This window comes from Cognatilysobacter tabacisoli (assembly GCF_003586305.1).
Taxonomy (GTDB): Bacteria; Pseudomonadota; Gammaproteobacteria; order Xanthomonadales; family Xanthomonadaceae; genus Cognatilysobacter_A; species Cognatilysobacter_A tabacisoli.
Genome location: NZ_QXJI01000001.1, coordinates 479,647 through 504,439, shown reverse-complemented (window position 1 = coordinate 504,439; position 24,793 = coordinate 479,647). Strand labels below are relative to the sequence as shown.

General features: G+C 71.2%; 21 protein-coding genes. 10 read left to right on the top strand and 11 right to left on the bottom strand.

The window, feature by feature from the left end; all coding sequences use genetic code 11:
- Positions 1-103: 103 nt before the first annotated feature.
- The 5 genes from D3A60_RS06960 to rimO form a co-directional block, all read right to left on the bottom strand.
- Complete coding sequence (locus D3A60_RS06960) at positions 104-2,554, bottom strand: matrixin family metalloprotease (RefSeq protein WP_196778682.1); 2,451 nt, start codon at positions 2,552-2,554, stop codon at positions 104-106.
- Positions 2,554-3,195, bottom strand: coding sequence for a hypothetical protein (locus D3A60_RS06955; RefSeq protein ID WP_119717989.1), 642 nt, complete (start codon positions 3,193-3,195; stop codon positions 2,554-2,556). The genes D3A60_RS06960 and D3A60_RS06955 overlap by 1 nt, the downstream gene beginning before the upstream one ends.
- 170 nt (positions 3,196-3,365) lie before the next feature.
- On the bottom strand, positions 3,366-4,019 hold the full coding sequence (locus D3A60_RS06950) for a response regulator (RefSeq protein ID WP_119717988.1): 654 nt from the start codon (positions 4,017-4,019) through the stop codon (positions 3,366-3,368).
- The gene (locus tag D3A60_RS06945) at positions 4,000-7,248 is read right to left on the bottom strand and encodes a sensor histidine kinase (RefSeq protein ID WP_119717987.1); all 3,249 of its coding nucleotides are present in this window, start codon (positions 7,246-7,248) and stop codon (positions 4,000-4,002) included. The genes D3A60_RS06950 and D3A60_RS06945 overlap by 20 nt, the downstream gene beginning before the upstream one ends.
- 70 nt (positions 7,249-7,318) lie before the next feature.
- Entirely contained in the window at positions 7,319-8,689 is a 1,371-nt protein-coding gene (gene rimO / locus D3A60_RS06940; protein ID WP_119717986.1) for a 30S ribosomal protein S12 methylthiotransferase RimO, read from the bottom strand.
- A gap of 190 nt (positions 8,690-8,879) precedes the next feature.
- Here rimO and D3A60_RS06935 point away from each other — a divergent pair, with 190 nt between their 5' ends.
- From D3A60_RS06935 to pcp, 8 genes are all read left to right on the top strand, one after another.
- Complete coding sequence (locus D3A60_RS06935; protein WP_119717985.1) at positions 8,880-9,548, top strand: dienelactone hydrolase family protein; 669 nt, start codon at positions 8,880-8,882, stop codon at positions 9,546-9,548.
- Positions 9,549-9,557: 9 nt separating this feature from the next.
- The gene (locus tag D3A60_RS06930; protein ID WP_196778681.1) at positions 9,558-9,986 is read left to right on the top strand and encodes an HIT family protein; all 429 of its coding nucleotides are present in this window, start codon (positions 9,558-9,560) and stop codon (positions 9,984-9,986) included.
- Complete coding sequence (gene pxpB, locus D3A60_RS06925) at positions 9,986-10,711, top strand: 5-oxoprolinase subunit PxpB (protein WP_119717984.1); 726 nt, start codon at positions 9,986-9,988, stop codon at positions 10,709-10,711. The genes D3A60_RS06930 and pxpB overlap by 1 nt, the downstream gene beginning before the upstream one ends.
- The gene (locus tag D3A60_RS06920) at positions 10,708-11,661 is read left to right on the top strand and encodes a 5-oxoprolinase subunit C family protein (protein ID WP_196778680.1); all 954 of its coding nucleotides are present in this window, start codon (positions 10,708-10,710) and stop codon (positions 11,659-11,661) included. The genes pxpB and D3A60_RS06920 overlap by 4 nt, the downstream gene beginning before the upstream one ends.
- Positions 11,662-11,711: 50 nt before the next feature.
- Entirely contained in the window at positions 11,712-12,515 is an 804-nt protein-coding gene (locus D3A60_RS06915) for a 5-oxoprolinase subunit PxpA (RefSeq protein WP_119717983.1), read from the top strand.
- A complete protein-coding gene (locus D3A60_RS06910; protein ID WP_119717982.1) occupies positions 12,512-13,216 on the top strand; it encodes a DUF969 domain-containing protein in 705 nt (234 codons plus the stop codon). The genes D3A60_RS06915 and D3A60_RS06910 overlap by 4 nt, the downstream gene beginning before the upstream one ends.
- A complete protein-coding gene (locus D3A60_RS06905) occupies positions 13,213-14,166 on the top strand; it encodes a DUF979 domain-containing protein (RefSeq protein WP_119717981.1) in 954 nt (317 codons plus the stop codon). The genes D3A60_RS06910 and D3A60_RS06905 overlap by 4 nt, the downstream gene beginning before the upstream one ends.
- A gap of 66 nt (positions 14,167-14,232) precedes the next feature.
- Positions 14,233-14,868 (top strand): pyroglutamyl-peptidase I, encoded by a 636-nt coding sequence (gene pcp / locus D3A60_RS06900; protein ID WP_231120429.1) that lies wholly within the window; start codon positions 14,233-14,235, stop codon positions 14,866-14,868.
- 66 nt (positions 14,869-14,934) lie between these two features.
- Here the strand turns inward: pcp and dcd are convergent, their stop codons facing one another.
- From dcd to apbC, 3 genes are all read right to left on the bottom strand, one after another.
- A complete protein-coding gene (gene dcd, locus D3A60_RS06895) occupies positions 14,935-15,504 on the bottom strand; it encodes a dCTP deaminase (RefSeq protein ID WP_119717979.1) in 570 nt (189 codons plus the stop codon).
- 185 nt (positions 15,505-15,689) lie between these two features.
- The gene (locus D3A60_RS06890) at positions 15,690-17,045 is read right to left on the bottom strand and encodes a S8 family peptidase (protein ID WP_119717978.1); all 1,356 of its coding nucleotides are present in this window, start codon (positions 17,043-17,045) and stop codon (positions 15,690-15,692) included.
- 115 nt (positions 17,046-17,160) lie between these two features.
- Positions 17,161-18,246, bottom strand: coding sequence for an iron-sulfur cluster carrier protein ApbC (apbC, locus tag D3A60_RS06885; RefSeq protein WP_231120428.1), 1,086 nt, complete (start codon positions 18,244-18,246; stop codon positions 17,161-17,163).
- A 242-nt stretch (positions 18,247-18,488) separates the two neighbouring features.
- Between apbC and D3A60_RS06880 the strand changes: the two genes are divergently transcribed.
- Complete coding sequence (locus D3A60_RS06880) at positions 18,489-21,413, top strand: TonB-dependent receptor domain-containing protein (protein ID WP_196778679.1); 2,925 nt, start codon at positions 18,489-18,491, stop codon at positions 21,411-21,413.
- A 170-nt stretch (positions 21,414-21,583) separates the two neighbouring features.
- Positions 21,584-22,033: a DUF2147 domain-containing protein gene (locus tag D3A60_RS06875; RefSeq protein ID WP_119717976.1), complete on the top strand. Its 450-nt coding sequence runs from the start codon at positions 21,584-21,586 to the stop codon at positions 22,031-22,033.
- Between the two features lie 131 nt (positions 22,034-22,164).
- Here the strand turns inward: D3A60_RS06875 and D3A60_RS06870 are convergent, their stop codons facing one another.
- From D3A60_RS06870 to D3A60_RS06860, 3 genes are all read right to left on the bottom strand, one after another.
- Positions 22,165-22,767, bottom strand: a complete 603-nt coding sequence (locus tag D3A60_RS06870; protein ID WP_119717975.1) for a DUF6445 family protein — start codon at positions 22,765-22,767, stop codon at positions 22,165-22,167.
- A gap of 99 nt (positions 22,768-22,866) precedes the next feature.
- A complete protein-coding gene (locus D3A60_RS06865; RefSeq protein WP_119717974.1) occupies positions 22,867-23,784 on the bottom strand; it encodes a 2-hydroxyacid dehydrogenase in 918 nt (305 codons plus the stop codon).
- A 27-nt stretch (positions 23,785-23,811) separates the two neighbouring features.
- Positions 23,812-24,750, bottom strand: a complete 939-nt coding sequence (locus tag D3A60_RS06860; protein ID WP_119717973.1) for a M14 family metallopeptidase — start codon at positions 24,748-24,750, stop codon at positions 23,812-23,814.
- Positions 24,751-24,793: the final 43 nt, after the last annotated feature.

Genomic DNA, 24,793 nt, shown 5'->3' with positions numbered 1-24,793 from the left:
CAAAAAAAAGAGGCGGTGCCGAAGCACCGCCTTTGGGGGGGACACGAAGTCCTGAACCGGGAGCCGCGGGGCCGCAGCGACGGGGCGGCCCCCGGCTATGGGCTTACTGGAACTCGCAGCGGCCGAAGGTGGCGCCCGCGGCGATCTTGTCGCGCAGGCCGCCCGGGAATCCCGTCAGCACTGACTTGCCGGCCTGGCAGACGTAGACCTGGTCGGCCTTGATCAGCCACGAGAACTGCACGCCGGGGACGCCGCCGACGATTTCGCTGCCGGAGGCGCTGATCGCGATCGGGTTCTCGAACGGAACCGCCTCGGCCTCGACCACGCCCTGCCTGCGCAGGAACTCGCGCGTGGTGATCCAGCCCATCCCCTCGATCCACATGCCGCCGGCGAACCCGCTCAGGAAGCTGCCGGCGCGACCGAGCAGCACGTCGCCCTTGTCGGTGGTCGACGAGATGCTCATCGGGACGTAGCCGAGCTGGTTGAACAGGTACTGCTCGCCGAATTTCGCGCACTGGTCCTGGCCGAACTGCACCAGCGGCACGTCGCGGCAGTAGCGCAGTCCACCGATGTTGGTGAACGCCTCCGGGCCGGTGCCCTTGGTCGCGTTCCACAGCACCGTGGCCTTGCGGATGGGGCTGTACATCGGCGTGCGCGTGCCGTCGAAGTTGGTCGCGTACAGGTCGCGGGCGCCGACCAGCTGGCCGAGGTTGATCATCTTGCCCTCGTCGACCCACGCCAGGGCCTGCTGCAGGCCCGCACTGCCGACGATCACCCGGCCGTTGCCGGAGATGCCGCTGGCGCGCGCCCACTGCGGCATCACGTCGAACTGCGTGTGCAGCTCGCGCATGCCACCCTTCGCGTCCCACACTACCGGAACGATCTCGTTGATGAACGACTTCTGGCAGCGGCCGTCGCCGTCGCGGTCGACATAGCCGATGCCCACGGCCTTGTCGCCCGACGCGCTCAGTCCCCAGCCGCTGGCCGCGGCCACGCCACTGGCCGAACTGCCGCCGCAGGTGTTGCCGTTGAGGTCGCCCAGCGCGATCGCCTGGTTGTTGCCGAAGATCACCGGCTCCTGGATGCCGTTGCCGTCCGGATCGCCCGAAACGAGCGTGACGCCGCCGTTGCGGTCCATCGCGCCGTGGCTGACGGAATACCCCTCGGGCAGCAGCTCGAAGCCCTTGCTCTCGTCCCAGAAGAACGGAACGGTGCCGGCCATGCCCGACGCCCTGCGCCCGCTCTTTGAGAGTTGCACGAGGTTGGCCGAGACGATCGGCGTGAACTGCACGCCGTCGAGATACCCGTTGAATGTGATGTCGGCCTGCTTGACCACGCCCGCCTCGGCCAGGATCGGCGTGGCGTCGCACTTCGCGTCGACCGCGGGGTCGCGGCTTTCGGCGGCATTCCAGTACTCCGGCTGCGACACCAGCGCCTGCGGGCGGGTCGGGTAGCCGCCGGAGGTGATCTGCTCGATGTGCACCACGTAGCGCTGGCCTGGGGTCAGGTTGTTGATCGTGAAGCGGCCGTCCGGCCCGATCTGGCCCTGGGTCTGGCTGCCGGTCATGTCCGACACCGCGTCGCCCATCGGGTTGTCGACGTTGCGGGCGATGACGTTGATGCCGCTGTACTCGGTGCGGCCGTCCTTCAGCCGCAGCACGCCGGTGATCGAGCCGCGGGTACTGGCGTACTCGGCGGTCGGGTACAGGTTTGACACGGCCGCACGGTCGTCGGCGTGGTCGATCGTCGACTGCGCCTGGGCGGCCGCGCCGTCCGGGTTGATGAACGGGAACATCGTTTCCAGCGTCTGTGGGTTCGCCGGATTGGCACCGTAGCCGGCCGGATAGTCGAAGCGGTGCACTGGCGCCACGCATCCATTCACGCCGGGGTACTGCGGCGAGTAGGTGTAGCTGGAGTAGACCATCGGCCCGTTGACCTGCGAGTGCGACAGGTTCAACGCGTGGCCGAACTCGTGGGTGAACACACCGGCGTACTTTTCGCCGGTCGGGTCGCTGGCGCGCACCGCCCAGCCGTTCATAACCGCGGTCGCCTCGACGATCGTGCCGTTGCCGTCGGAAAACTCGGGGAACGCGATGCCGAGCACCGCGTTGCGCGGCACGCCGAAGTAGTCCTCCATGATGCTGCCGTCGGTGTCGTACAGCACCCAGAAGCCGTAGCCGTTCTGCACGCCGTAGACGTCGCTGGCGTTCGCGCCGGTGACGTCGGCGATGCCGGTCTTCGACGCGATCGTGCCGGCGATCTCCGCGCGGAACGTCGAGGTCGGCACGCTGCTCCACTCGTTGAACGCGAACGCGGTGAGCTCGTTCGCGCGGTCGATGGTGATGAACGGCGTGACTTCGTCGAAGTCGTAGGTGAAGGCGCCGCCACCGTCGGTGTAGACGGGAATCGGGCCCTTGCTGGTGTCCCACTTCAGCGGCTGCAGCGTGCCGGTCTCGTCGGTGACGTACAGCGGGCCGCCGGCCTGCCCGGCGGTGGAAGCCAGCGCCAGGGCCAGCATCACGCTGAGGCGGGACGTCTTGATTGCGGTCTTCATCACTTCATCCCTCCCTTCTCGACCCACTGGTTGTCGACGGCGCGGTTGACCAGGCCGAGGAAGGTGTCCAGGTCGACCGGACCGGACGACTTCAGCATCGCCTTCTCTTCGCCGGTCAGCAGGGCGTCGTCGATCTTCACGCCCTCGAACAGGCCGCTGTTGCCGAAGTCGTTGACCAGCGTGCGGTTGACCATCGACAACTTGCCCTGGGCCAGTCCGACGGTGGTCTGCAGGCCGGTGCGCGCGGCCGGACGGAACAGGAAGGCGACGACGTACTCGCCCTCGCGCCAACGGGGGAACGCCTCCGGCGTCATCGCCAGCAGCTTGTGTCCGTTCGGCAGGGTGCGCGGCTGCAGCAGGCCGAACTGGCGGAACGTGTAGTCCTTCTCCGCCGCAATCCGGCCCTTGGCCGAGGTGCCGACGCTGATCGTGACCTGGGTGTACGGCACCCCCTTGTCGTCGACGCCGTCGTGCACGTCCTTGACCACGCCGCCGATGATGCTGTCGGCGTCGCGGATCAACTGGGTGAGGTTCTGCTGCTTGAGCTTGGTGGCGTGCGCGGACGGCACGGCCAGGAAAAGGACCGCCAGCGCCAACAACGCGCTGCGCGACACCCGTCCGACGACGGACAACGGCTTCATCTGGTGACTCCCCTCGAGGTGGTGGTGGATTGCCGCCCCCTGTAGCGACAGGTGCACGCTAACGGCGCGTCCGCGCGGCTTGAATCGGGTGCCACCCGAGGGAGGACTAGGGGATTCCCTGAGTCGGACCGCGGTCCGTGACGGCGCTCACGCGCCGGCCGCGACCACGCTCAGGGGCGGTCAGCCGAGACCAGTCCGACGCGGATCGCGAAGCGCACCAGGCCGGGCACGTCGTGGATCCCGAGCCGGTCCATCAGCTGGCTGCGGTGGCTCTCGACCGTCTTGACGCTGAGCCCGAGCCGCGCGGCGATTTCGCGGGTGCCGTGGCCTTCGGCCACCAGCTGCAGGATCTCGCGCTGGCGCGGCGTCAGCACGTCGAGCTGCGCGCGCTCGGCCGGCGTGTCGCCGGTGCGCAGGAAGCCGCTGAGCACCGTCTGCGAGATCGCCGGGCTCAGGTACGGGCGGCCGGCGCGGATCGAATCGAGCGCCACGCGCAGCTCGTCGACGGCCGAATCCTTGATCAGGTAGCCGGCGACGCCGGCGCGCAGGGCCTGGGCGACGTACTCGGCGCCCGTGTGCATCGACAGGATCAGCACCCGCGTGTTCGGGCTGGCCTTGGGGACGCGCCGCGCCACCTCGAGCCCGTTGAGTCCCGGCATCGTCACGTCGAGCAGCAGCACGTCCGGCTGCCAGCGATCGACCAGCGCCAGCGCTTCGGCGCCGTCGCCGCACTCGGCCAGCACCTGCACGTCGCCGAACGACTGCAGCAGCGCGCGCAGTCCGGCGCGAACGAGTTGGTGATCGTCAGCCAGCACGACGCGCATGGTCCACCTCCGGATCGAGCGGAATGAACGCGCCCACGCGCGTGCCGGCGCCGGGCGCGGCGTCGAGATCGAACCGGCCGCCGAGTTCGCGCACTCGCTCGCGCATGCCGAACAGGCCGAAGCCGTGGCCGGCCTCGACCGGCGCCTGCGGGTCGAAGCCGCGGCCGTCGTCGCGGACGCCGACGCGCAAGCCCCCGTCCTCCACTGCGAGCGCCACCGACAGCCGGTCCGCACCGGCATGCCGCAGCGCGTTGGTCACCGCCTCCTGCACAATGCGGAACACCATGATCTCGCGGTCGGTGCCCAGCGGCGGCAGCGCGGCCGGCAGCGACACGTCGATCGGCACGCCGCTGCGGTGCGCGACCCCGTCGAGGTAGCCCTGCAGCGCAGGCACCAGCCCCATCTCGTCGAGCAGCGGCGGGCGCAGGTCGAACGACAGCGTGCGCACCTGCGCGATGAGGCGGTCGACCATCGCGACCGTCTCGACCAGCCGCTCGGTGGCGCCCGGCTCGCCCGGCGCCACCAGCGCCAGCCGCAGGTTGATCTTGGCTGCAGTCAGCGCCTGGCCGAACTCGTCGTGCAGCTCGCGCACCAGGTGCTTGCGCTCCTCCTCCTTGGCCGCCTCCAGGCGCATGGTCAGCCCGCGGAGAGTGGCGTAGGCCTCCTCGAGGCGCGCGCCGCTGTCGCGCGCGGCGGCCAGCGCCTGCTCGCGCTGGGCCTGGATCGCGCGCAGCTCCCGGTTCCGCCGGCGTAGCCGCCGCACGCGCAGGGCGAACCCGGCCACCACCGCCGCCAGCACCAGCGCCACCGCACCCAGCTGCACCGCCGTGCGCTGCCACCACGGCGGCACGATCGACAGCGCCACCGGCGCGGCGCCGGTCCACGCGCTGCCGGCGCGCCGGCCGCGCACCTGCAGGGCGTAATCGCCGGGCGCGAGCGCGTGCAGCGTCAGCTGGCCGCGCTCGTCCAGCCCCGTCCACGGCTCCGAATCGGCCAGCCGGTACTGGTACTCGGGGTCGCCGCCGTCGAAGCCGAGCACCGCGAACTCGAGCGAGAACGGCTGCCCGCTCGGCAACTCCAGCGAGCGCATTTCCCACGCGGGCACGCGCGGCTGCAGCGCCGGCGGCAGGCCATTGACGGACGCGATCACCGTCGCCGGCGCGACGCGGCGCGGCGGCCGCACCGCCGGATCGATCGCCAGGACACCCTGCTGCGTGCCCCAGTACAAACGGCCATCGATCGACGCCACCGCCTTCGGGTTGAACACCGTCGTAGGCAGTCCGTCGACCGGCCCGTAGTTCTCGATGGTGCGCAGGCCGGCGTCCAGCCGGGTGAAGCCGCCGCGCGTGGCCAGCCACAGCGCGCCATCCGGCGCGTAGGCCATCGCCATCACGTTGTCGTCCATCAGCCCATCGCCGCGCGACCAGCGATCGACCGCCGCGACGCGGCCCGCAGCGTCCAGCCGCAGGCGGTTGAGGCCGCCGCCGGCCGTGCCGACGAGCACATCGCCCTGCGCCGTCTCGCGCAGCGAGGTCACGTGGTAATGGCTCAGCCCGAGCCTGCCGCCCGCACCGATGCGCTCGCATCGCAGCTGCTCGACGCGCAGCGTGCACACGTTGACGCCGCCCGAGCGCGTGCCGACCCACAGCCGGCCGCGCCGGTCGGCCAGCATCGCGGTGACGAAGTCGCTCGACAGCGACGTCGGGTCGTCGGCGCGGGGCTTGAACTGGACGAAGTCGTCCTGCGCTGGCCGGTGCAGCAGCAGCCCGCCGCCGCCGGTGCCGGCCCACAGCCGACCCGCGCGGTCGCGCAGCAGCGCGTAGGTGTACGCGGTGGCGGCGTCCGGGTGGACGTAGTGGCGGAACGCGCGGTCGTCCGGACGGTAGCGGTACACGCCGCGCGACGACGCCGCCCACAGCGTGCCGTCTGGATCCCGCAGCAGGTCGAGCACGCCGTTGATCTGGCCGGCCAGCGAAGGCTCGACGGGAAGCGACAGCGGCTGCACGCCACCGTCGGCGAGCGTGATGACGTCGACGCCGCCGCCGAACGAGCCCGCGTACAGGCGGCCCTGCCCGTCCGGCTGCACCGCGTAGACGTCTTCGGACGCGAGCCCGCTGCCGGACTCGCCCTCCTCGCGCCAGCGGCGGATCGACAGCGCTGCATCCCGGGCCTTCAGCAGCCCGGCGCCGAACGTGCCGACGAACAGACCGCCGTGTGCGTCCAGCGCCAGCGCACCCTGGTCGACGTGCTGTCCGCCGGGGCCCTCGACGCCGAGCGGCACGTACTCGATGCGCCGCTGCGCGGCATCGACGCGGTACAGCCCGACTCCGAACGTGCCGAGCCACAGGCCCCCGTCCGCGGTCGGCTCGATCTCGGTGACGTTGACCAAGGTCTGCGTCGTCGCGACCGGTTCGAACGCCGCCGCATGCAGTGTCGCCCCGTCCGCGCCGACCCGGTACAGGCCGCCTCGGGTACCGACCCACACCTGGCCGCGCACGTCCTGCTCGAGCGTGAACACGTCGGTCGGCACCGGCGCGCCATCGGCGCTGCGATCGACGCGGACGAAACGCGAGCCGTCATCGCTTCGGAACAGGCCGCCGCCAAACGTGCCGACCCACAGCCGTCCGCGACGGTCGCGCAGCAGCGCCATCACGAACTCGCCGCCTTTGCCGAGCGCCACCTTCCGGAAGCGGTCCGTGGCCGGGTCGAAGAGGTCGAGGCCGGCTTGCGTCCCGACCCACAGGCGACCGCCGTCGCCCTGCGCGAGCGCGAACACCCCGTCGTGACTGGGCCCGCGGCCGGCGGGCGCGTCGGTGCGCCAGTGGCGAAAGCGCCAGCTTGCGCGATCGAGCAGGTTCAGCCCGCCCGTGATCGTCGCCACCCACAGGCGCCCGCGGTCGTCCTCGAACAGCGAGCGCACGCCGTTGCTCGACAGGGACGTGTCGTCCTGCACGGCGTGCTCGAACTTGCGGAAGCGCTGGCCGTCGTGGAGGAACAGACCCTCGCGCGTGCCGACCCACAGGAAGCCGACCCGGTCCCGCAGGACTTCGGTGACGACCTCGCTCTGGAACGTGCGGCTCTGCCCGAGCGAGCGGAACTCCGGCGCCGCCGCGGGAGCACGTCCCGCCCCGGCGGGCGCGTTCGATACCGGCGCCTGCGCGCTCGCCCACCCGCATGCGCAGGCGGCGAGCAGCAGGGCAGGCAGCCAGCGGCGGGGGATTGTCGGCATGCGCAGCGATGTACCACGAACGGCGCGGTTTGCCACCGGCGGCGCTTCGCCGCCGTGCCGCAGCGCGACCTCAGTCGCGGAAATCGACCTCGCCGTACAGGTCGTGCTCGTCGCTGCCCATGATCGTCACGTCGACGAACTCGCCCGGCCTCAGCCCGGCCTCGAAGCCGTTCTGGACCTGCACCAGTCCGTCGATTTCCGGCGCGTCGGCCATCGAGCGGGCGATCGCCAGCTCCCCGTCGAGTGCGTCGACGAGGCAGCGCTGCACGGTGCCGACCTTGGCCTCGAGCCGCGCGGCCGAAATGTCGGCCTGGCGCTCCATGAAGCGTGCCAGGCGCTCCTGCTTGACCTCCTCCGGCACCGGGTCGGGCAGCGCGTTGGCGGTCGCGCCGTCGACCGGCGAGTACGCGAACGCGCCGACGCGGTCGAGTTGGGCCTCGTCGAGGAAGTCGAGCAGCTGTTCGAACTCGGCGTCGGTCTCGCCGGGAAACCCGACGATGAACGTGCTGCGGATCGTCAGCTCCGGGCACGTCGCGCGCCAGCGCTGGATGCGCTCGAGCGTCTTGTCGACCGCGCCGGGCCGCTTCATCAGCTTCAGCACGCGCGGACTGGCGTGCTGGAACGGGATGTCGAGGTACGGCAGCAGCTTGCCGTCCGCCATCAGCGGGATGATGTCGTCGACGTGCGGGTACGGGTACACGTAGTGCAGCCGCGTCCACAGGCCAAGCTCGGACAGCCCTTCGCACAAGGCCTTCATCCGGGTCTGGTATTCGCGACCGCGCCACGTGCGCGGCGCGTACTTCAGGTCGACGCCATAGGCCGAGGTGTCCTGCGAGATCACCAGCAGCTCCTTGACCCCGCCCATCGCCAGCTTCTCGGCTTCGCGCAGGACCTCGTCGACCGGGCGGCTGACCAGGTCGCCGCGCATCGACGGGATGATGCAGAAGCTGCAGCGGTGGTTGCAGCCCTCGGAAATCTTCAGGTACGCGTAGTGCTTCGGCGTCAGCTTGATTCCGATGTCGGCGTCGTTGTCGGCAGCGCGGCGCGGGACCAGGTCGACGAACGGATCGTGCTTCGGCGGCAGCGCCACGTGCACGGCGCCCATCACGCTCTGGTAGTCCTGCGGGCCGCTGATCGACAGCACGCCCGGGTGGGTCTCGCGGATCAGCTCGGCGCGCTTGCCCAGGCACCCGGTGACGATGACCTTGCCGTTCTCGGCCATCGCCTCGCCGATCGCGTCGAGCGATTCGGCCACCGCCGAGTCGATGAAGCCGCAGGTGTTGACCACGACCACGTCGGCGTCGTCGTAGCTGGGCACGATGTCGTAGCCTTCGACCTTCAGCTGGGTGAGGATGCGTTCGGAATCGACCAGCGCCTTCGGGCAACCGAGGCTGACGAAGCCGACTTTGCCGACGTTCAACGGCTTGTTCTGCAGGGACATGGGGGACGACCGGACGACTGGGGCGCGGGACAGCAGGCAGCCGGCGGCGCCGGGGCTGGCCAGCGTGGGCGGGCCCGGGCGGCGTCGGCGGGAAAGCGCGCGATTATACCGGCCGCGCCGACCGCCCCGCCGGCTGCCGGGTAACCGGCGTCAGGCGTACCATCCGCGCATCCCCCCGCGGTGCATCGGCATGAGCCAGTGGCTGTCGCTCGAGACCCCGACCGGGCGCATCCGCGCCTGGCGCGCCGACCCGGCGATCCCGCCGAAGGGCGCGCTGGTGGTCGTGCAGGAGATCTTCGGCGTCAACGCCCACATCCGCGCGGTCTGCACCGAGTTCGCCGCGCACGGCTACGTGGCGCTGGCGCCGGCGTTCTTCGACCACTTCGAGCACGACGTGCAGCTGGCGTACGACGCCGACGGCGTCCGCCGCGGCAAGGATCTGGTCGACCGGCTGGGCTTCGAGCGCGCGCTCGAGGACATCGCCGCGGCGGCCGCGGTGCTGCAGGCCGACGGCGGCGTCGGCGTGGTCGGCTACTGCTGGGGCGGCACCGCGGCGTACCTGGCCAACACCCGGCTGTCGCTGCCGGCGGTCAGCTACTACGGGGCGCGCACCGCGCAGTTCATCGACGAAGCGCTCGACGCGCCGATGCTGTTCCACTTCGGCGAGCACGATCCCAGCATCCCGGCGTCGGTCGTCGACCTGCACCGCGAGCGCCACCCGGAAGCCGAGCTGCACGTGTACCCCGCCGGGCACGGCTTCAACTGCGACCAGCGCGACGACTACCACCGCACGAGCGCCGAACTCGCGCTCGAGCGCACCCTGTCCTTCCTGCGCCGGGCGCTGCGCCCGGCCTATTGAGGCCCCGCCGTGACCCTGCAGACCCCGCCCGCCGGCCGCTTCGAGCTCCACCCGCAGCTGGCCGACGACACCCACCCGGTCGCGCACCTGCCGCTGTGCGACGTGCGATTGATGGACGACAGCAACCACCCGTGGCTGATCCTCGTGCCGCGCGTGGTCGACGCGACCGAACTGATCGATCTCGACCCGAACCAGCAGGCCGCGCTGATGGCCGAGATCGCCACCGCCAGCCGCGTGCTGCAGCAGCTGTTCGAGCCGCACAAGCTCAACGTCGCCGCGCTCGGCAACCTCGTGCCGCAGCTGCACGTGCACGTGATTGCCCGGTTCCGCGACGACATCGCCTGGCCCCGGCCGGTGTGGGGCATGGCCACCGCGCGGCCGTACGAGCCCGAGCATCTGATCCGGACGATCGAGCGCCTGGGCGCCGCATTCGCCTGATGGGCAACGCCGTGCCGGCCTCTCCGCCGCGGATCGAGGCGCTGGCCGACGACGCGTGGCTGGTGACGCTCGGCACGTCCATCGACGCGGCCACCAACGCCGCCGTGCACGCACTCGCCGCGCGCCTGCGCGGCAACGCGCCGCCGTGGCTGCGCGACGTCGTGCCGGCGTACGCGAGCCTGGCGGTGTTCGTCGACCCGCTGCAGATCGATCCTCCGGCCGCCCGCGACTGGGTCGCCACGCACGTCGCCGCCGGCGCGGTCGCCGCGCCAGGGACCGGCGGAGCGCGCAGCGCGATCGAGATCCCGGTGCTGTACGGCGGCGACGCCGGCCCGGACCTCGCCGCCGCGGCGCGCGAACTCGGCCTCGACGCCGACGAACTGGTCGCACGGCACGCCGCGCCGATCTACACCGTCGCGATGATCGGGTTCGCCCCCGGATTCCCGTACCTGTCGGGACTCGACCCGGCGCTGGCGCTGCCGCGACTGGCCACGCCGCGCACGCGCGTGCCGGCCGGCAGCGTCGCGATCGGCGGCGCGCAGACCGGCATCTACCCGCGCGAAAGCCCGGGCGGCTGGCGGCTGATCGGCCGCACCCCCTGCGTGCTGTTCGACCCCCAGCGCGCGGCGCCGAGCCTGCTGTTCCCGGGCGACCGGGTGCGGTTCCGCCCCGTCGACGCGACCACTTTCGACGCGCTCACCGTGCGAACGGACGGCGCGAAGTGAGCCTGCGCGTGCTCGCCGCCGGGCCGCTGACCACGGTGCAGGACCTCGGCCGCCACGGCTGGCGCCACCTCGGCGTCGCACAGGCCGGCGCACTCGATCCCGACGCGGCGGCGCTGGCGAACCGGCTGGTCGGCAACGCCGCCGGAGACGCGGTGCTCGAGTTCACCCTGCACGGGCCCACGCTCGCCATCGACCGGACGAGCCGCGTTGCGATCTGTGGCGCAGACGTCGACGCCGCCTTCCGCCCGGCCGGCGGCGAAACGATCGCGCTCGCCACGCGGCGCCCGATCGCGTTGCCGCCCGGCGAACTGATGCTCGGCCCGGTGCGCGGCGGCGCGCGCGCATGGCTGGCGATCGACGGCGGCATCGACGTGCCGGTGGTCCTCGACAGCCGCAGCACCGACCTGCGCGGCGGCTTCGGTGGCTGCAACGGCCGCGCGCTGCAGCGTGGAGACGAGCTTCCGCTGGGCACGGCGCGCCAGCACGACGCAACCGCCGTGCAGCTGCCGGCGTGGTGGGTCGACCCCGATGCCGACGAACCGCGCGAAGCGCCGATCCGCTACGTGGCGAGCCTGCACCCCGCCAGCGGCGCGCTCGCCCGCGGCGCGTGGCGCGTCGACGCGCGCAGCAACCGCCAGGGCCTGCGGCTGGCCGGCACGGCGCTGGCGGCCGATGCACCCGACGGAGTGTCCGCGCCGGTGGCGCCCGGCACCGTCCAGCTGCCGCCGGACGGCCAGCCGATCGTGCTGCTCGCCGATGCGCAGACCGTCGGCGGCTATCCGCGGCTCGGCCACGTCGCGTCGGCCGACCTGCCGCGGCTGGCCCAGTGCCGCCCCGGCGACGCGCTGCGGTTCACCCCGATCGATGCCGACGCGGCGCATGCGCTGCTGCTGGCACGCCGGCATCGCCATGCACGCGCAGCGCTGGCCGCAGCGCAGCGATCGCGCTGACGCGCCCCAGCGCCCGTGACGAGCGTGGCCTACGCTACGCTGGCGCTTCCATGATCACCACCCCGACCCCGCGGCGGTCCGCGCCGCGCATCGACTTCAACTGCGACCTCGGCGAAGGCTGCGGCGACGACGCCGCGATCCTGCCGCTGATCACCTCGGCCAGCATCGCGTGCGGCGGCCACGCCGGCGACGAGGCCACCATGCGCGCGACGCTGCGGCTGTGCCGCGCCCACGGCGTCGCCGCCGGCGCGCACCCGAGCTTCGACGACCGCGACCACTTCGGCCGGCGCGAGCTGTCGCTGCCGCCGGCCGGGATCGCCGCCACGGTGACGGCGCAGCTGCGCCGCATCGCCGCGATCGCCGCCGACGAAGGCGTGCCGCTGGCGCACGTCAAGCCGCACGGCGCGCTGTACAACCTCGCCGCGCGCGACGCCGACGTCGCCCGCGCGATCGCCGACGCCGTGGCCGCGTTCAATCCATCGCTGGTGCTGTTCGGCCTGTCCGGCAGCGCGCTGACCGAGGCGGGCGCACGCGCCGGCCTGCGCGTGGCCCACGAGGTCTTCGCCGAGCGCGGCTACGGCCCCGACGGCCGCCTGCTGCCGCGCGGCACGCCGGGCGCGGTGATCGAATCGCTCGACGGCGCGGTCGCGCAGGCGCGGCGGCTGGCGACGCGCGGCGAAGTCGCCACCGCCGACGGCCACACGCTGCACCTGCGCGCCGACACCCTGTGCCTGCATGGCGACCGCGCCGACGCCGCGGCGTTCGCGCGCGCCCTGCGCGCAGCGCTCGACGCCGACGGCGTGCAGGTCACCGCCCTCGCCGCACGCGGCAACGTTTCGGGACACGCCGCATGAACTACTGGCCGCTGCTCGGCGTCGCCGCAGTGGTGCTCGGCTTCGTGCTGCGGCTCAACCCGGCGATGGTCGTCGTCGTGGCCGGCTTCATCACCGGCGCGGCGGCCGGGCTGGACCCGCTCGAGATGCTCGACGTGCTCGGGCGCGCGTTCACCGACAAGCGCTATCTGCTGCTGTTCCTGCTGACGCTGCCGGTCATCGGACTCCTCGAACGCCACGGCCTGAAGGAACACGCGCAGGCCTGGGTCGCGCGGCTGCGCGGCGCGACGATGGGCCGGTTGCTGGTGGCCTACCTGCTGATGCGCCAGCTCGCCGCCGCGCTCGGCCTGACCAGCCTGGGCGGCCACCCGCAGACCGTGCGCCCGCTGCTGGCGCCGATGGCCGAGGGCGCGGCCGAGACGCGCCACGGCGCGCTGCCGGACGACGAGCGCCAGCGCATCCGCGCGATGGCGGCCGGCACCGACAACGTCGGCCTGTTCTTCGGCGAGGACATCTTCATCGCGTTCGGCGCGGTCCTGCTGATCCAGGGCTTCTTCGCCGAGAACGGCATCGTGCTCGAGCCGCTGCAGATCGCGCTGTGGGGCATCCCGACCGCGATCTGCGCGTTCGCCATCCACTCGGTGCGCGTGATGCGTTTCGAACGCGCGCTTGCGCGTCGCCGCGCGGCGACGCAGGCCGCCGAGCCGGGCGGCGACGCATGATCACGCTGACCCACGTGTACTGGCTGCTCGGCGCCTACCTCGCCTCGCTCGCCGTGCGCGGCTGGCGCGACCGCGGCAACCCGCGCCGGCACACCACCGCGCTGTTCTGGGGCCTGCTCGCGCTGATGCTGTTCGGCGCCGAACACCTGCCGCCGCGCGCGGTCGGCGTGGTCGTCGTCGCGCTGGCGCTGCTGGCAGGCTTCGGCGGCCTGAGGATGGGCCGCTACGCCGAGAGCGGCGTCGACGAGAAGCGGGCCGAGGCCGCGCGGCTCGGCAACCGGCTGTTCTGGCCGGCGCTGTTGATTCCCGCGGTCACCCTGCTTGGCGCGCTCGGCCTCAAGCACGTCGCATTCGGCGGCACGCCGCTGCTGGAGCCGACCAACGTCACCCTCGTGTCGCTCGCGATCGCGTGCACCGTGGCCCTGGCCGCGGCGTGCCGGCTGACCCGGCAGTCGCCGTGGAGTGCGGTCGAGCAGTCGCGCCGGCTGGTCGATGCGATCGGCTGGGCCGCGCTGCTGCCGCTGCTGCTGGCCACGCTCGGCAGCGTGTTCGAGGCGGCCGGCGTCGGCCAGGCCGTGGCCGGCGTCGTGCGCAGCGTGATTCCGGTCGACAACCCGTTCGTCGTGGTCGTCGCCTACGCGCTGGGCATGGCGCTGTTCACGATCATCATGGGCAACGCGTTCGCCGCGTTCCCGGTCATGACGGCCGGCATCGCGCTGCCGCTGCTGGTGCAGCTGCACGGCGCCGAGCCCGCCTCGCTGGCGGCGATCGGCATGCTGTCGGGCTACTGCGGCACGCTGATGACGCCGATGGCCGCCAACTTCAACCTGGTCCCGGCCGCGCTGCTCGAGCTCAAGGATCCCTACGGCGTGATCCGCGCGCAGTGGGCGACCGGCGCGCTGCTGCTGGCGTGCAACATCGCGCTGATGTACCTGATCGCGTTCCGCTGAGCGATGGCGCGCGCGGCCTCCCACACGCATTCCGCGACGCCACGCCGCCGCAGCAGGGCGCCGCGGGTGCTGTTGACCGGCTTCGCCCCGTTCGGCGGCGAAACCACCAACCCGAGCTGGGAGGCCGTGCGGGCGCTGCATGGCAAGCGCATCGCCGGCCACCTGGTCGTCGCGCGCGAGCTGCCGGTGACGTTCGGCGGCTCGCTCGACGCGCTGCGCGCGGCGATCGACGAACTGCAGCCGGCGCTGGTGATGTGCGTCGGCCAGGCCGGCGGCCGCGAGCGCCTGTCGCTCGAGCGCGTGGCGATCAACGTCGACGACGCGCGCATCCCCGACAACGCCGGCACCCAGCCGATCGACGCGCCGATCGCCGACGACGGCCCCGCCGCGTATTTCACGACCCTGCCGATCAAGGCGATGCTCGTCGCGCTGCGCGACGCGGGCATTCCGGCCGAGGTGTCGCAGACGGCCGGCACCTACGTGTGCAACCACGTCTTCTACGGTCTGATGCACGCGCTCCGCGAGCAGCCGGGTGTCGGCGGCGGATTCGTCCACATTCCATACGCGCCGACGCAGGTCGCGGATCGCCCCGGCGTGCCGAGCCTTCCGGTGGAACGGGTCGTCGACGCGCTGCGGCTCGCGCTGCGCGTCGCCCTGCAATCGGGAGAAGACGCCCGGATCACCGGCGGCGCCGAGCACTGACCGCGCGCGGCAAGGCGGCGGTCAGCCGCGGGCAGCAGGGCCGCCGCGCGAGGGGGCCCGGCCGACTCAGGTCTTCGGCAGCGTCACGCCAGTCTGGCCCTGGTACTTGCCGCCGCGGTCCTTGTACGACGTCTCGCAGACTTCGTCGGACTGGAAGAACAGCATCTGGGCGACGCCCTCGTTGGCGTAGATGCGCGCCGGCAGCGGCGTGGTGTTGCTGAACTCCAGCGTGACGTGGCCCTCCCACTCCGGCTCGAGCGGCGTCACGTTGACGATGATGCCGCAGCGCGCGTACGTGCTCTTGCCCAGGCACACCACCAGCGTGTCGCGCGGAATGCGGAAGTACTCGACGGTGCGCGCCAGCGCGAACGAGTTCGGCGGGATGATGCACACGTCGTTCTCGATGTCGACGAAGCTGCCGGGGTCGAAGTGCTTCGGGTCGACGATGGTCGAGTTGATGTTGGTGAACACCTTGAACTCGCGCGAGCAGCGCACGTCGTAGCCGTAGCTGGAGGTGCCGTAGCTGACGATGCGCTGGCCGTCGGCGGCGGTCTTGACCTGGCCGGGCTCGAACGGCTCGATCATGCCGTGCTGCTCGGACATCCGGCGGATCCAGCGGTCGGACTTGATGCTCATGCGGGGGTGGCGTCCCAGGGTTCGTGGTCGTCAATTCTAGCGGGCACGACGGCCGGGCCGCGCCGCGCGCCCTGCGCGGCATCGGCGCGGCGTCGACGCGGTGGCCGGCGCCGGCGCGCCGAAACGACGAAGGCCCGGTCGAAACCGGGCCTTCGAAGTACCACGAGGAAGCGTTGCCGGGTCGATCAGAAGCCGCTGGCGTTCAGGCGACCGTTGCTGACGACCTTGCCGTTGAGCGACGGGGTCGGCACGGCCGCGCCCATGATCGCCGCCTTGATGTCGGCCGCCGAGGCGCCCGGGTGCGACGACGCGTACAGCGCCGCGGCGCCGGTCACGTGCGGGGTCGCCATCGAGGTGCCGTTATAGCTGGCGTAGCCCGACGCGATCGCGCCCTTCGAGCTGACCGGAACGGTCGACCAGATGCCCGAACCCGGCGCACCGATGTCGACCGTCGTGCGGCCCCACTGCGAGAAGCTCGACAGGCCGCCGCTGCTGGTCGTCGACGCCACGGCAATGATGTTCGCCTGCGGGTAGTTCGACGGGTAACTGGCCTGCGCGTCGTTGTCGTAGGCCGAGTTGCCGGCCGCCGCGACGAACAGGATGCCGGCGTTGTTGGCGCGGGTGATCGCATCGGACAGCGCCTGCGAGAAGCCGCCGCCGCCCCACGAGTTGTTCGTGGCGACGATGTTCAGGCCGTGGCGCGCCTTCAGGTCGTTGAAGTAGTCGACCGCCTTGACCGCATTGGCGGTGGTGCCGCCGCGACGGCCGAGGAACTTGGCGCTGATCATCTTGACGCCGCTCCAGCACACGCCGGCGACGCCCTTGCCGTTGCCGCCGACGCCGCCGATCGTGCCGGCCACGTGCGTGCCGTGGTCGTCGCCCGCACCGCCGGAGTTGATGTTGTTGCTGCCGCCGTCGAAGTCCCAGCCGCGGGTGTCGTCGACATAGCCATTGCCGTCGTTGTCGACGCCGTCGGCCGGATCGTACGGGTTGGTCCAGATGTTGGCCGTCAGGTCCTCGTGCTGCCAGTAGATGCCCTCGTCGATCACGCCGACGATGACGTTGGAGCAGTCGGTGTGGCCAGCGGCCCAGGCTTCAGCCGCCTGCGAGCCGTACTGGTTGGCCGGCGACGACGCGTCGCCGTACATGCCCCACAGCGAACCGTTCGTGTAGTACGTGTCGTTCGAGGTGGCGGCGTGGGTGTAGACCCAGTTCGGCTCGGCGTATTCGACGGCCGGGTTGGCGCTGAGCTCACGCACGGCGGCGGCGACGCCCTTGCCGGCCGGCAGGCTCATGAGTTCGAGGTTGCCACGGACGCTGTCGAGCTTCTGGGCACCGATGCCGCGGCGCACGGCGCTTTGCTGGGCGGCGGTGGAGCCATCACGGAACTTCACCAGCAGTTCGCCCGCCTGGTGCGCGCGGCCTGCATTGAGGCCCGACAGCACGAGGTCCGGACGGCCACCGGCGAACGCGGCGGACGACAGACCCAGGGTGGCGATGACGGCGCCAGCAAGCGCCGCGGTACGGAACGGATGCTTCATCTACACAACTCCCCGAAATAGATGGCAATGAAACGCGGCCGAACGACCGCGCCCGTCGAATCTAAGTGGCACAGTCCTTGCGTTCCATGCTGCGACGCAGCAGCCGCGAACCGCCTCAGGGAGACAAAAGCGAGACGGAAAGGGGAGTTGCGACGGGCGGGCGCCGCGAAAGCGCGATCGATAGCCGACGGGCGGCCGATTTATAGGCATGGGCGGTGGCCGATTCAGGGCGCGCCGAGACTATCGGCACTCCCGCGTCCCCCTGTTCACGGATGCCCAGCTCCAGCGGCAGGCTGCCGAGCATCGCGACGCCGTACTGCGCGGCCATCCGCTCGCCGCCGCCCTCGCCGAACACGTGCTCGACGTGCCCGCACTGCCGGCACGTGTGCACGGCCATGTTCTCGATGAGGCCGAGCACCGGCACCTCGACCTTCTCGAACATCTTCAGCGCCTTGCGCGCGTCCAGCGTGGCCACGTCCTGCGGCGTGGTGACGATCACCGCGCCGGCGACCGGGATCTTCTGCGCCAGGGTCAGCTGGATGTCGCCGGTCCCGGGCGGCAGGTCGACGACTAGGTAGTCCAGCCCCTGCCCCTCATCGCCGCCCCAGCGGGTGTCGTTGAGCAGCTGGGTCAGCGCGGACGTCGCCATCGGCCCGCGCCAGATCATCGGCGTGTCCGCCTCGACCAGCAGCCCGATCGACATCGCCTCGACCCCGTGCGCGCGCATCGGCTCGATCGACTTGCCGTCCGGGCTGTCCGGACGCCCGTGCAGCCCGAGCATCATCGGGATGCTCGGGCCGTAGATGTCGGCATCGAGCACACCGACCCGTGCGCCGTCGGCCGCCAGCGCCAGCGCCAGGTTCACGGCGGTCGTGGACTTGCCGACGCCGCCCTTGCCCGAGCCGATGGCGATGACGTTGCGCACGCTGGCCAGCGGCGCAAGCGTGCCCTGCACTGCATGGCTGGCGATCCGGTGGCTCACCGCCAGCGCACCGAGCGCCGTGCCGTCGGCGCCCGCGAGCGCCGCGACCTGGTCGTGCAGCCACGCGGTCCACGGCGCCGACGGGAAGCCGAGCACGATGTCGACGGCGACGCCTGCGGGCGCGCGCGCGATCCGGATCCGCGCGCCGGTCTGGTCGAGTCGGGTGTCGGTGCCGGGAAGAACCAGCGCGCCGATCCGGGCCTGCAGGGAGTCGTTCAACGTTGTCCTCTCTCGTGCGCGCCGCATGCCGCGGCCAGGGCGCGAATGGTACGCGCGCGGCGGGCCGATGCCTGTCCAACGGCAGCATCCATAGGCGTGAGCTATCACCGAAATCATTGTGACGGCCGTGCGACAACTGCGTTAAGTGCATGTTAATGTCGGGTCGTCAGGGGGTTGACAACGACAGTCCAGGAAGGCCGCGCAACTTTTGTCTTTCTTTGCAATCAGGGGATTCCAAACCGATGAGTGACACCCAGATCCGGCTGCGTCGCAGCCGCCTCAGCTCTGCGCTGTTCGCTGCCATGGTCGTGCCCTTCGCGGGCGTGGCGCTGGCGCAGGACGCGGCAACGCAGACCCAGCCGCAGCCGTCGTCCAGCCAGCCCACCGATATCGACAAGGTCACCGTCGTCGGCTCGCGCATCAAGCGCGCCGAGATCGAAGGCCCCGCACCGGTCACCGTGATCACGCGCGCCGACATCGACCGCGAAGGTTTCCAGACCGTCGGCGACATGCTGCAGACGCTGACCCAGAACACCAACAGCTCGTTCACTGGCGACCTCGCGGTCACCGGCTTCACCCCGAATGCCCAGGTGGTCAACCTGCGCAACCTCGGCCCGGGCTACACGCTGACGCTGATCAACGGCCGTCGCCCGGCGCAGTACCCGCAGCCGTACAACCGCGACAACAACGTGGTCAACGTGCGCGCGATTCCGTCGTCGATCATCGAGCGCGTCGAAGTGCTCACCGGCGGCGCGTCGGCGATCTACGGTTCGGACGCGATCGCGGGCGTGGTCAACATCGTCCTGCGCAAGAACTACGAGGGCAACAACCTGCGCGGCACCGTCGGCACGACGGCCGAAGGCGGCGGCGACAGCGTCAAGCTCGAGTACACGGGCGGCCGCAGCGGCGACCGCTGGAGCACCACGTACGCCTTCCAGTACGGCAACAACGAGCCGGTGTTCGCCTCGCAGCGCGACTTCCTCTCCGACACGCGCAAGGGGCCGCTGGGCCCGGACTTCACCAATCCGGCGCTGTCGCTGATCGCCATCCGCGGCAACACGACCGCCAACGGCCTGGTCAACCAGAACGCGTACTACCCGGGCCAGGCCGTCTGCGACCGCTTCGGCTACACGACCCGCACCACCGCCGCGCGCGGCACCTACTGCGGCTCGTTCACCCAGCCGGCTTCGCGTTCGATCTCGAACAAGAACCAGTACTACTCGGCCTACGGCTACGGCACGTTCGACCTGACCGACACGACCCAGCTGTTCGCCAGCGCCACGTACTACGACAGCGAGGCCAAGGCCAGCTCGGGCACGGAGTTCTGGGGCACGTCGGGTGATCGCTTCAACACCACGCGCACCGGCGGCACGACGGCGTTCTACTACGACCCGCAGTTCGGCTCGCTGATCCAGCTGCAGCGCGTGTTCAACCCGTTCGAGCTCGGCGGCGCCGAGGCCGTGACGACGATCTTCGAGGAGTCGACCTTCGACCTGCAGGCCGGCGCCACCGGCGTGTTCGGCGAGCGATTCGACTGGGAAGCGTCGATCCAGCACGGTGAGTACGACTACACCCAGGATCGCCCGCGCCTGCTCGCCAAGGCCGTGCACGACTACTTCCTTGGACCGCGCCTGGGCTTCGCCACGAACACCGGCGTCCAGGGCCTGAGCACGAGCAACTTCCCGATCCACCGGCTGGACCTCAACCGCTGGACCACGCCGTTCACCGCCGAGCAGTACAAGGCCGTCTCGACCCGCGTGATCAACGAGGGCACGACCGAGTCGTCGTCGATGAACTTCAACGTGGCCGGCGACCTGTTCGACCTGCCGGCCGGTAGCGTCGGCTTCGCCGGCGTGCTCGAGGCCAACCGCCAGTCGGTCGACCTGCGCAGCGATCCGCGCACCAACCCGCTGCGTCCGGCCGATGAGCAGACCGTCTACAACCTGGTCAGCTCGGGCCGCACGCAGGGCGAGCGCGACCGCTACGCCGTCGGCGTCGAGTTCGCGGTGCCGGTGTTCACGAACTTCGACGCCCAGCTGGCCGCGCGTTACGACAAGTACGACGACATCACCCAGGTCGACGACGCGATCACGTACAACCTCGGCCTGAAGTGGCGCGTGTTCGACAGCCTGCTGCTGCGCGCCTCGGCGGCCACCAGCTTCCGCGCGCCCGACCTGCAGCTCGTCTACGCCGAGGGCGCCGCGTCGTTCGCCGGCGCGCTCGACGAGTACGCCTGCCGTTCGGGCACCGGCGCCGGCGCCGCGGCCGGTCCGCGTACGCGCACCCAGTGCAACGTCGCGGGCGACCCGACGATCTACACGGTGCAGACGCGCATCGCCGGCAACTCGCAGCTGAAGGAAGAAGAAGGCGAGTCGTTCACCGCCGGCTTCGTGTGGGACATCACCGACAGCATGAACATGTCGGTCGACTACTACCGCATCAAGCTCGAGGACGCCGCCGACCAGCTCGGCTCGGACTTCATCCTGCGTTCGGAAGCCGCCTGCCGCCTGGGCAGCTACTCCGACGGCCGCCCGGTTCCGACCGACGCGTTCTGCGCCAGCGTCGCCAACCTGGTCACCCGCACCAACGCGCCGGGCTCGCCGCTCGACGGCCGCATCGAGGCCATCAACGACGGTTACATCAACACCGCGCTGCGCGACCTCAGCGGTATCGATGCGAACTTCCGCTACCGCCTCGACACCGACCGCTACGGCACCTTCAGCACGGACCTGGGTTACTCGCTGACCCTGACCGACAAGTACAAGCTGCTGCTGGCCGATCCCCTGATCGACTACCGCGACCTGCCGCCGACGTTCTACTACGTCGAACGCAGCCGCGCGCGTGGTTCGGTTTCGTGGAGCAAGGGTGACTGGAACGCGACCGTGTTCGGCACGCGCTACGGTTCGGCCTACAGCAACGCCGCCGTTCCGGGCCGCAATGCCGCCGGTGGCGAGTACGGCCGTCGCCTGGCGCCGTGGATGCTCTACAACGTCCAGGTCGGCAAGCGCTTCGGCGAGAACCTGCGTGCGGACTTCACGATCGTCAACGTCACCAACAACCAGTACCGCGAAGACAACAGCCTGACCGGCTATCCGTTCTTCAACCCGTTCCTGGGTGCGGATCCGCTGGGCCGCCGCTTCTTCGTGAGCGTCAGCTACAACTTCTGATCCACGCAGTCGCACCAGACTGGAAGCCCGGCGAAAGCCGGGCTTCTTTTTTTGTCCGTGCAGCTGAACGGGTAATGCGCGCCGCTTCCGTACCCCTGCGGATGCCGCTATAAAGGAGCCCGGCCGCGCGCGATGACGGGCGCGATTCCACGTATCCCCGGGAGGGAACCATGCGCAACAAACTGCTCGCCCTGCTGCTGCTCGCCCTGCCGCTGGTCTTCGCGTCGACGGCCGCGTTCGCGCAGAACACGCCGGTCGGCACCTGGACCACGATCGACGACAAGACCAAGAAGCCCAAGTCGGTGGTCGAGATCTACGAGTCGAGCAACGGCGCCCTCGGCGGTCGCGTCACCGAGGTGCTCAGCTCCGACCGCGGCCCGAACCCGGTGTGCGACAAGTGCTCTGGCGACCGCAAGGGCAAGCCGGTCAAGGGCATGGTGATCCTGTGGGGCATCAAGAAGGTCGGCGACTCGTGGGAAGGCGGCCAGATCCTCGATCCGGCGACCGGCAAGGTGTACTCGGTGAAGGTCCGTCCGATCGACGGCGGCCGCAAGCTCGAAGTCCGCGGCTTCATGGGCTTCTCGCTGCTGGGCCGCACGCAGGTGTGGACGCGCCAGTAACGCCACGCTCCCGCGCTCGCGGCGAGTGACAGTGACGCTCGAACGGCCCGGCTAGTCCGGGCCGTTCTCGTTTGCGCGACGCCGCGGCGTTCTGGTTCGCGGACGTCGGGCCCAGTCGCCGAGTCGGGCCGTCAGCCGGCGGCGAAGAACATCAGGTACACCAGCCGTCCGTTCTCGAGGCGGTCGCCGAAGCCGGCGCCCGCGGTGTGCCACAGCCACGGCCGCAGCAGGACCAGCCGGTTGAAGCGCATCGGCACGCTCATCGTGGTTTCCCAGCAGCGCTCGTCGAGGCCATCGCGCTCGACGATGTCGGCATGCGCTTGGTCGATCGAGGCATAGCCCAGCGCCGCCAGCTCCTGCGGGTTCATCGGACGGCGATCGGTGTTGGTCCGCCGATGCCGGAAGAAGTCCGTGCCGCCTCGGCAGTCCTCCGGCCGGCTCAGGTACAGCACGCCGGACCAGTAGCCGGGGTCGACGTGGACCTTGCCGCGCCCCACGTCGGAGGCCAGCGTGATCCGGAACTTGGCGTGCGAGCCGGACGGCTCGATCGGCTTCAGGCGCTCGCCGACCAGCCGCGACACGTGCGGCAGCAGCCCGTCGAGCTCGATGCGCTCCTCGGAGTTGCGGCCGGGAAATGCACCCTGCTGCTCGGGGTACTCCAGCTGCAGCGCGGCTTCGCGCAGCACCTGCGGCTGGTCGAGGAAATCGTCTACCACCAGCAGTGACGTCGGCATCGGAACTCGTGTGGGTCGTGCGGTCTAAGGCAGCCGCCAGCGTACACGGGGACGCCGCGTCCCACGCCCGCGACCGCGCACGGCGGTCGCGGGAACCGATCAGTAGCCCCGCCCCGGATCGACGATGCCGCCGACCGCCTCGCCGGCTTCGAACCGGCGGATCTTGTCGGCGACCTGGGCACTGGCGATCGCCACGTCGGTCAGCGCCGCGACGTGCGGCGTGATGTGGACGCCGGGGTGGTGCCAGTAGCGGTGGTCGGCCGGCAACGGCTCCTGCGCGAACACGTCGAGGTAGGCGCGGGCCACGTGGCCGCGGTCGAGCGCCTCGAGCAGCGCGGCGTCGTCGATCAGCTCGCCGCGCGCGAGGTTGACGACGGCCGCACCGGCCGGCAGGCGCGCGAGGCGGGCGGCGTCGAGGATGCGCTCGGTGTGCGGGGTGCGCGGCAGGAAGCACAGCAGCACGCGGCTGCGGGCCAGCACGGCGTCGAGCCCGGCCTCGCCATGCTCGGTGTGGACGCCGTCGATAGTCTTCGGCGCGCGGCTCCACCCCGCGACATCGAAGCCGAACGCGGACAGCGCGCGCGCGACTTCGCCGCCGAGCACGCCGAGTCCGAGCACGCCGACGGTGAACCCGCCGCGCGTGCGCGCGTGGCGCGGCGCCCAGCGGCCGGCGGCCTGCGCCGCTTCGTACTCGGGCATGCGCCGGAACTCGCGCAGCGCGACGTACAGCGCGTACTCGACCATCTGGTCGGCCATGCCGGCGTCTTCCATCCGCACCAGCGGCACGTCGCGCGGCAAGGTGGGAATCGCGAGCAGGCTGTCGACGCCGGCCCCGAGCGAGAACAGCGCCTTCAGGCGCGGCTGGCGCGCGAAGAACTCCGCCGGCGGCTTCCACACGACGGCGTAATCGCTCGGCGGCGCGTCCGCGCCGATGTGGATGCGCGCCTCGGGCAGGTGCTCGGCCAGCGCCTCGCGCCAGGCGTCCTGGACCACGGCGGTGCAGATCACGACGTCCATGCGGCTCGCCCTACCCCGCGCGCGGACTCAGGACGCGGTGGCGCCGGCATGCGCCAGCGAGTGATCGAGCGCGGCGCACACGGCGGTCACCTGCGCGGCGTTGCACTGCGCTGGCGTCGCGCGCGGGCTGTCCGGATAGACCTCAGTCGTGGTCGTGTAGCGGGCGTCGGTGAGCCCGGCGCACAGGCCCAGTTCCTTCAGCGGGTACAGGATCACGCCGTGGGCGACCACCGGCGAGCCGATGATCTCGCCGCCGGCATCGGGCGGCGCGATGTGGGTCACCTGCTCGACCGCCGCGATCACGGCGCGCTGGAAATCGAGCTGCGGATTGCGGGTGTCGCCGACGGTGTAGAAGCCGTCGGGAATGGTGCCGGGCTCGAACGGCTTGCCGTCGCGCGCGGCCAGGGCCGGGCGGAACTCGGATTCGTCCGTGTCGGTGGTCTCGTGCAGGTCGATGTGCAGCAGCACGCGGTCGCGGATCGGCGCGACCAGCCGCATCAGCGCGGCCGATTCCTGCGCCGGGCTGCCGTCGCGGAACGAGCGGTTCGGATCGATCGCGTCGGCATTCCAGCGCTGGATGCGCTCGTACGCCCACGGGCTGACGCACGGGACGATCATCAGGTTGACGCGGCCGGCGTAGTCGGCCGCGCGCTGGTCAGCGAACTGCAGCGCGCCGTGCACGCCGCTGGTCTCGTAGCCGTGCACGCCGCCGGTGACCAGCGCCACCGGGAGGTCGTCGCGCCAGTCGCGGCTGCGGATCGCCAGCAGCGGGTAGCGGTCGGGCGGGTAGTCGAGCTCGCCGTACTGGACCACGTCGAAGCGCTCGCGCAGCCGATCGATCGCGGCCACCACGTCGTCGGCATGGCTGCGCTGGCGCGTGCGCTGCGAGCGCCACTGCGCGCGTTCCGCGTCGCCCCACGGCGTGCCGGGGACACCGATGGCAGGTAGGTAGTTGGCCGTGCTCACGTCGTTCGCCTCGGGCGGTGCGGTGGGGCGCCGACTCTAGCAC

Coding starts and splice junctions, on each gene's coding strand:
- D3A60_RS06960 (WP_196778682.1), bottom strand. CDS start 2,554: ATGAAGACCGCAATCAAGACGTCCCGCCTCAGCGTGATGCTGGCCCTG.
- D3A60_RS06955 (WP_119717989.1), bottom strand. CDS start 3,195: ATGAAGCCGTTGTCCGTCGTCGGACGGGTGTCGCGCAGCGCGTTGTTG.
- D3A60_RS06950 (WP_119717988.1), bottom strand. CDS start 4,019: ATGCGCGTCGTGCTGGCTGACGATCACCAACTCGTTCGCGCCGGACTG.
- D3A60_RS06945 (WP_119717987.1), bottom strand. CDS start 7,248: ATGCCGACAATCCCCCGCCGCTGGCTGCCTGCCCTGCTGCTCGCCGCC.
- rimO (WP_119717986.1), bottom strand. CDS start 8,689: ATGTCCCTGCAGAACAAGCCGTTGAACGTCGGCAAAGTCGGCTTCGTC.
- D3A60_RS06935 (WP_119717985.1), top strand. CDS start 8,880: ATGAGCCAGTGGCTGTCGCTCGAGACCCCGACCGGGCGCATCCGCGCC.
- pxpB (WP_119717984.1), top strand. CDS start 9,986: ATGGGCAACGCCGTGCCGGCCTCTCCGCCGCGGATCGAGGCGCTGGCC.
- D3A60_RS06915 (WP_119717983.1), top strand. CDS start 11,712: ATGATCACCACCCCGACCCCGCGGCGGTCCGCGCCGCGCATCGACTTC.
- D3A60_RS06910 (WP_119717982.1), top strand. CDS start 12,512: ATGAACTACTGGCCGCTGCTCGGCGTCGCCGCAGTGGTGCTCGGCTTC.
- D3A60_RS06905 (WP_119717981.1), top strand. CDS start 13,213: ATGATCACGCTGACCCACGTGTACTGGCTGCTCGGCGCCTACCTCGCC.
- dcd (WP_119717979.1), bottom strand. CDS start 15,504: ATGAGCATCAAGTCCGACCGCTGGATCCGCCGGATGTCCGAGCAGCAC.
- D3A60_RS06890 (WP_119717978.1), bottom strand. CDS start 17,045: ATGAAGCATCCGTTCCGTACCGCGGCGCTTGCTGGCGCCGTCATCGCC.
- D3A60_RS06880 (WP_196778679.1), top strand. CDS start 18,489: ATGAGTGACACCCAGATCCGGCTGCGTCGCAGCCGCCTCAGCTCTGCG.
- D3A60_RS06875 (WP_119717976.1), top strand. CDS start 21,584: ATGCGCAACAAACTGCTCGCCCTGCTGCTGCTCGCCCTGCCGCTGGTC.
- D3A60_RS06870 (WP_119717975.1), bottom strand. CDS start 22,767: ATGCCGACGTCACTGCTGGTGGTAGACGATTTCCTCGACCAGCCGCAG.
- D3A60_RS06865 (WP_119717974.1), bottom strand. CDS start 23,784: ATGGACGTCGTGATCTGCACCGCCGTGGTCCAGGACGCCTGGCGCGAG.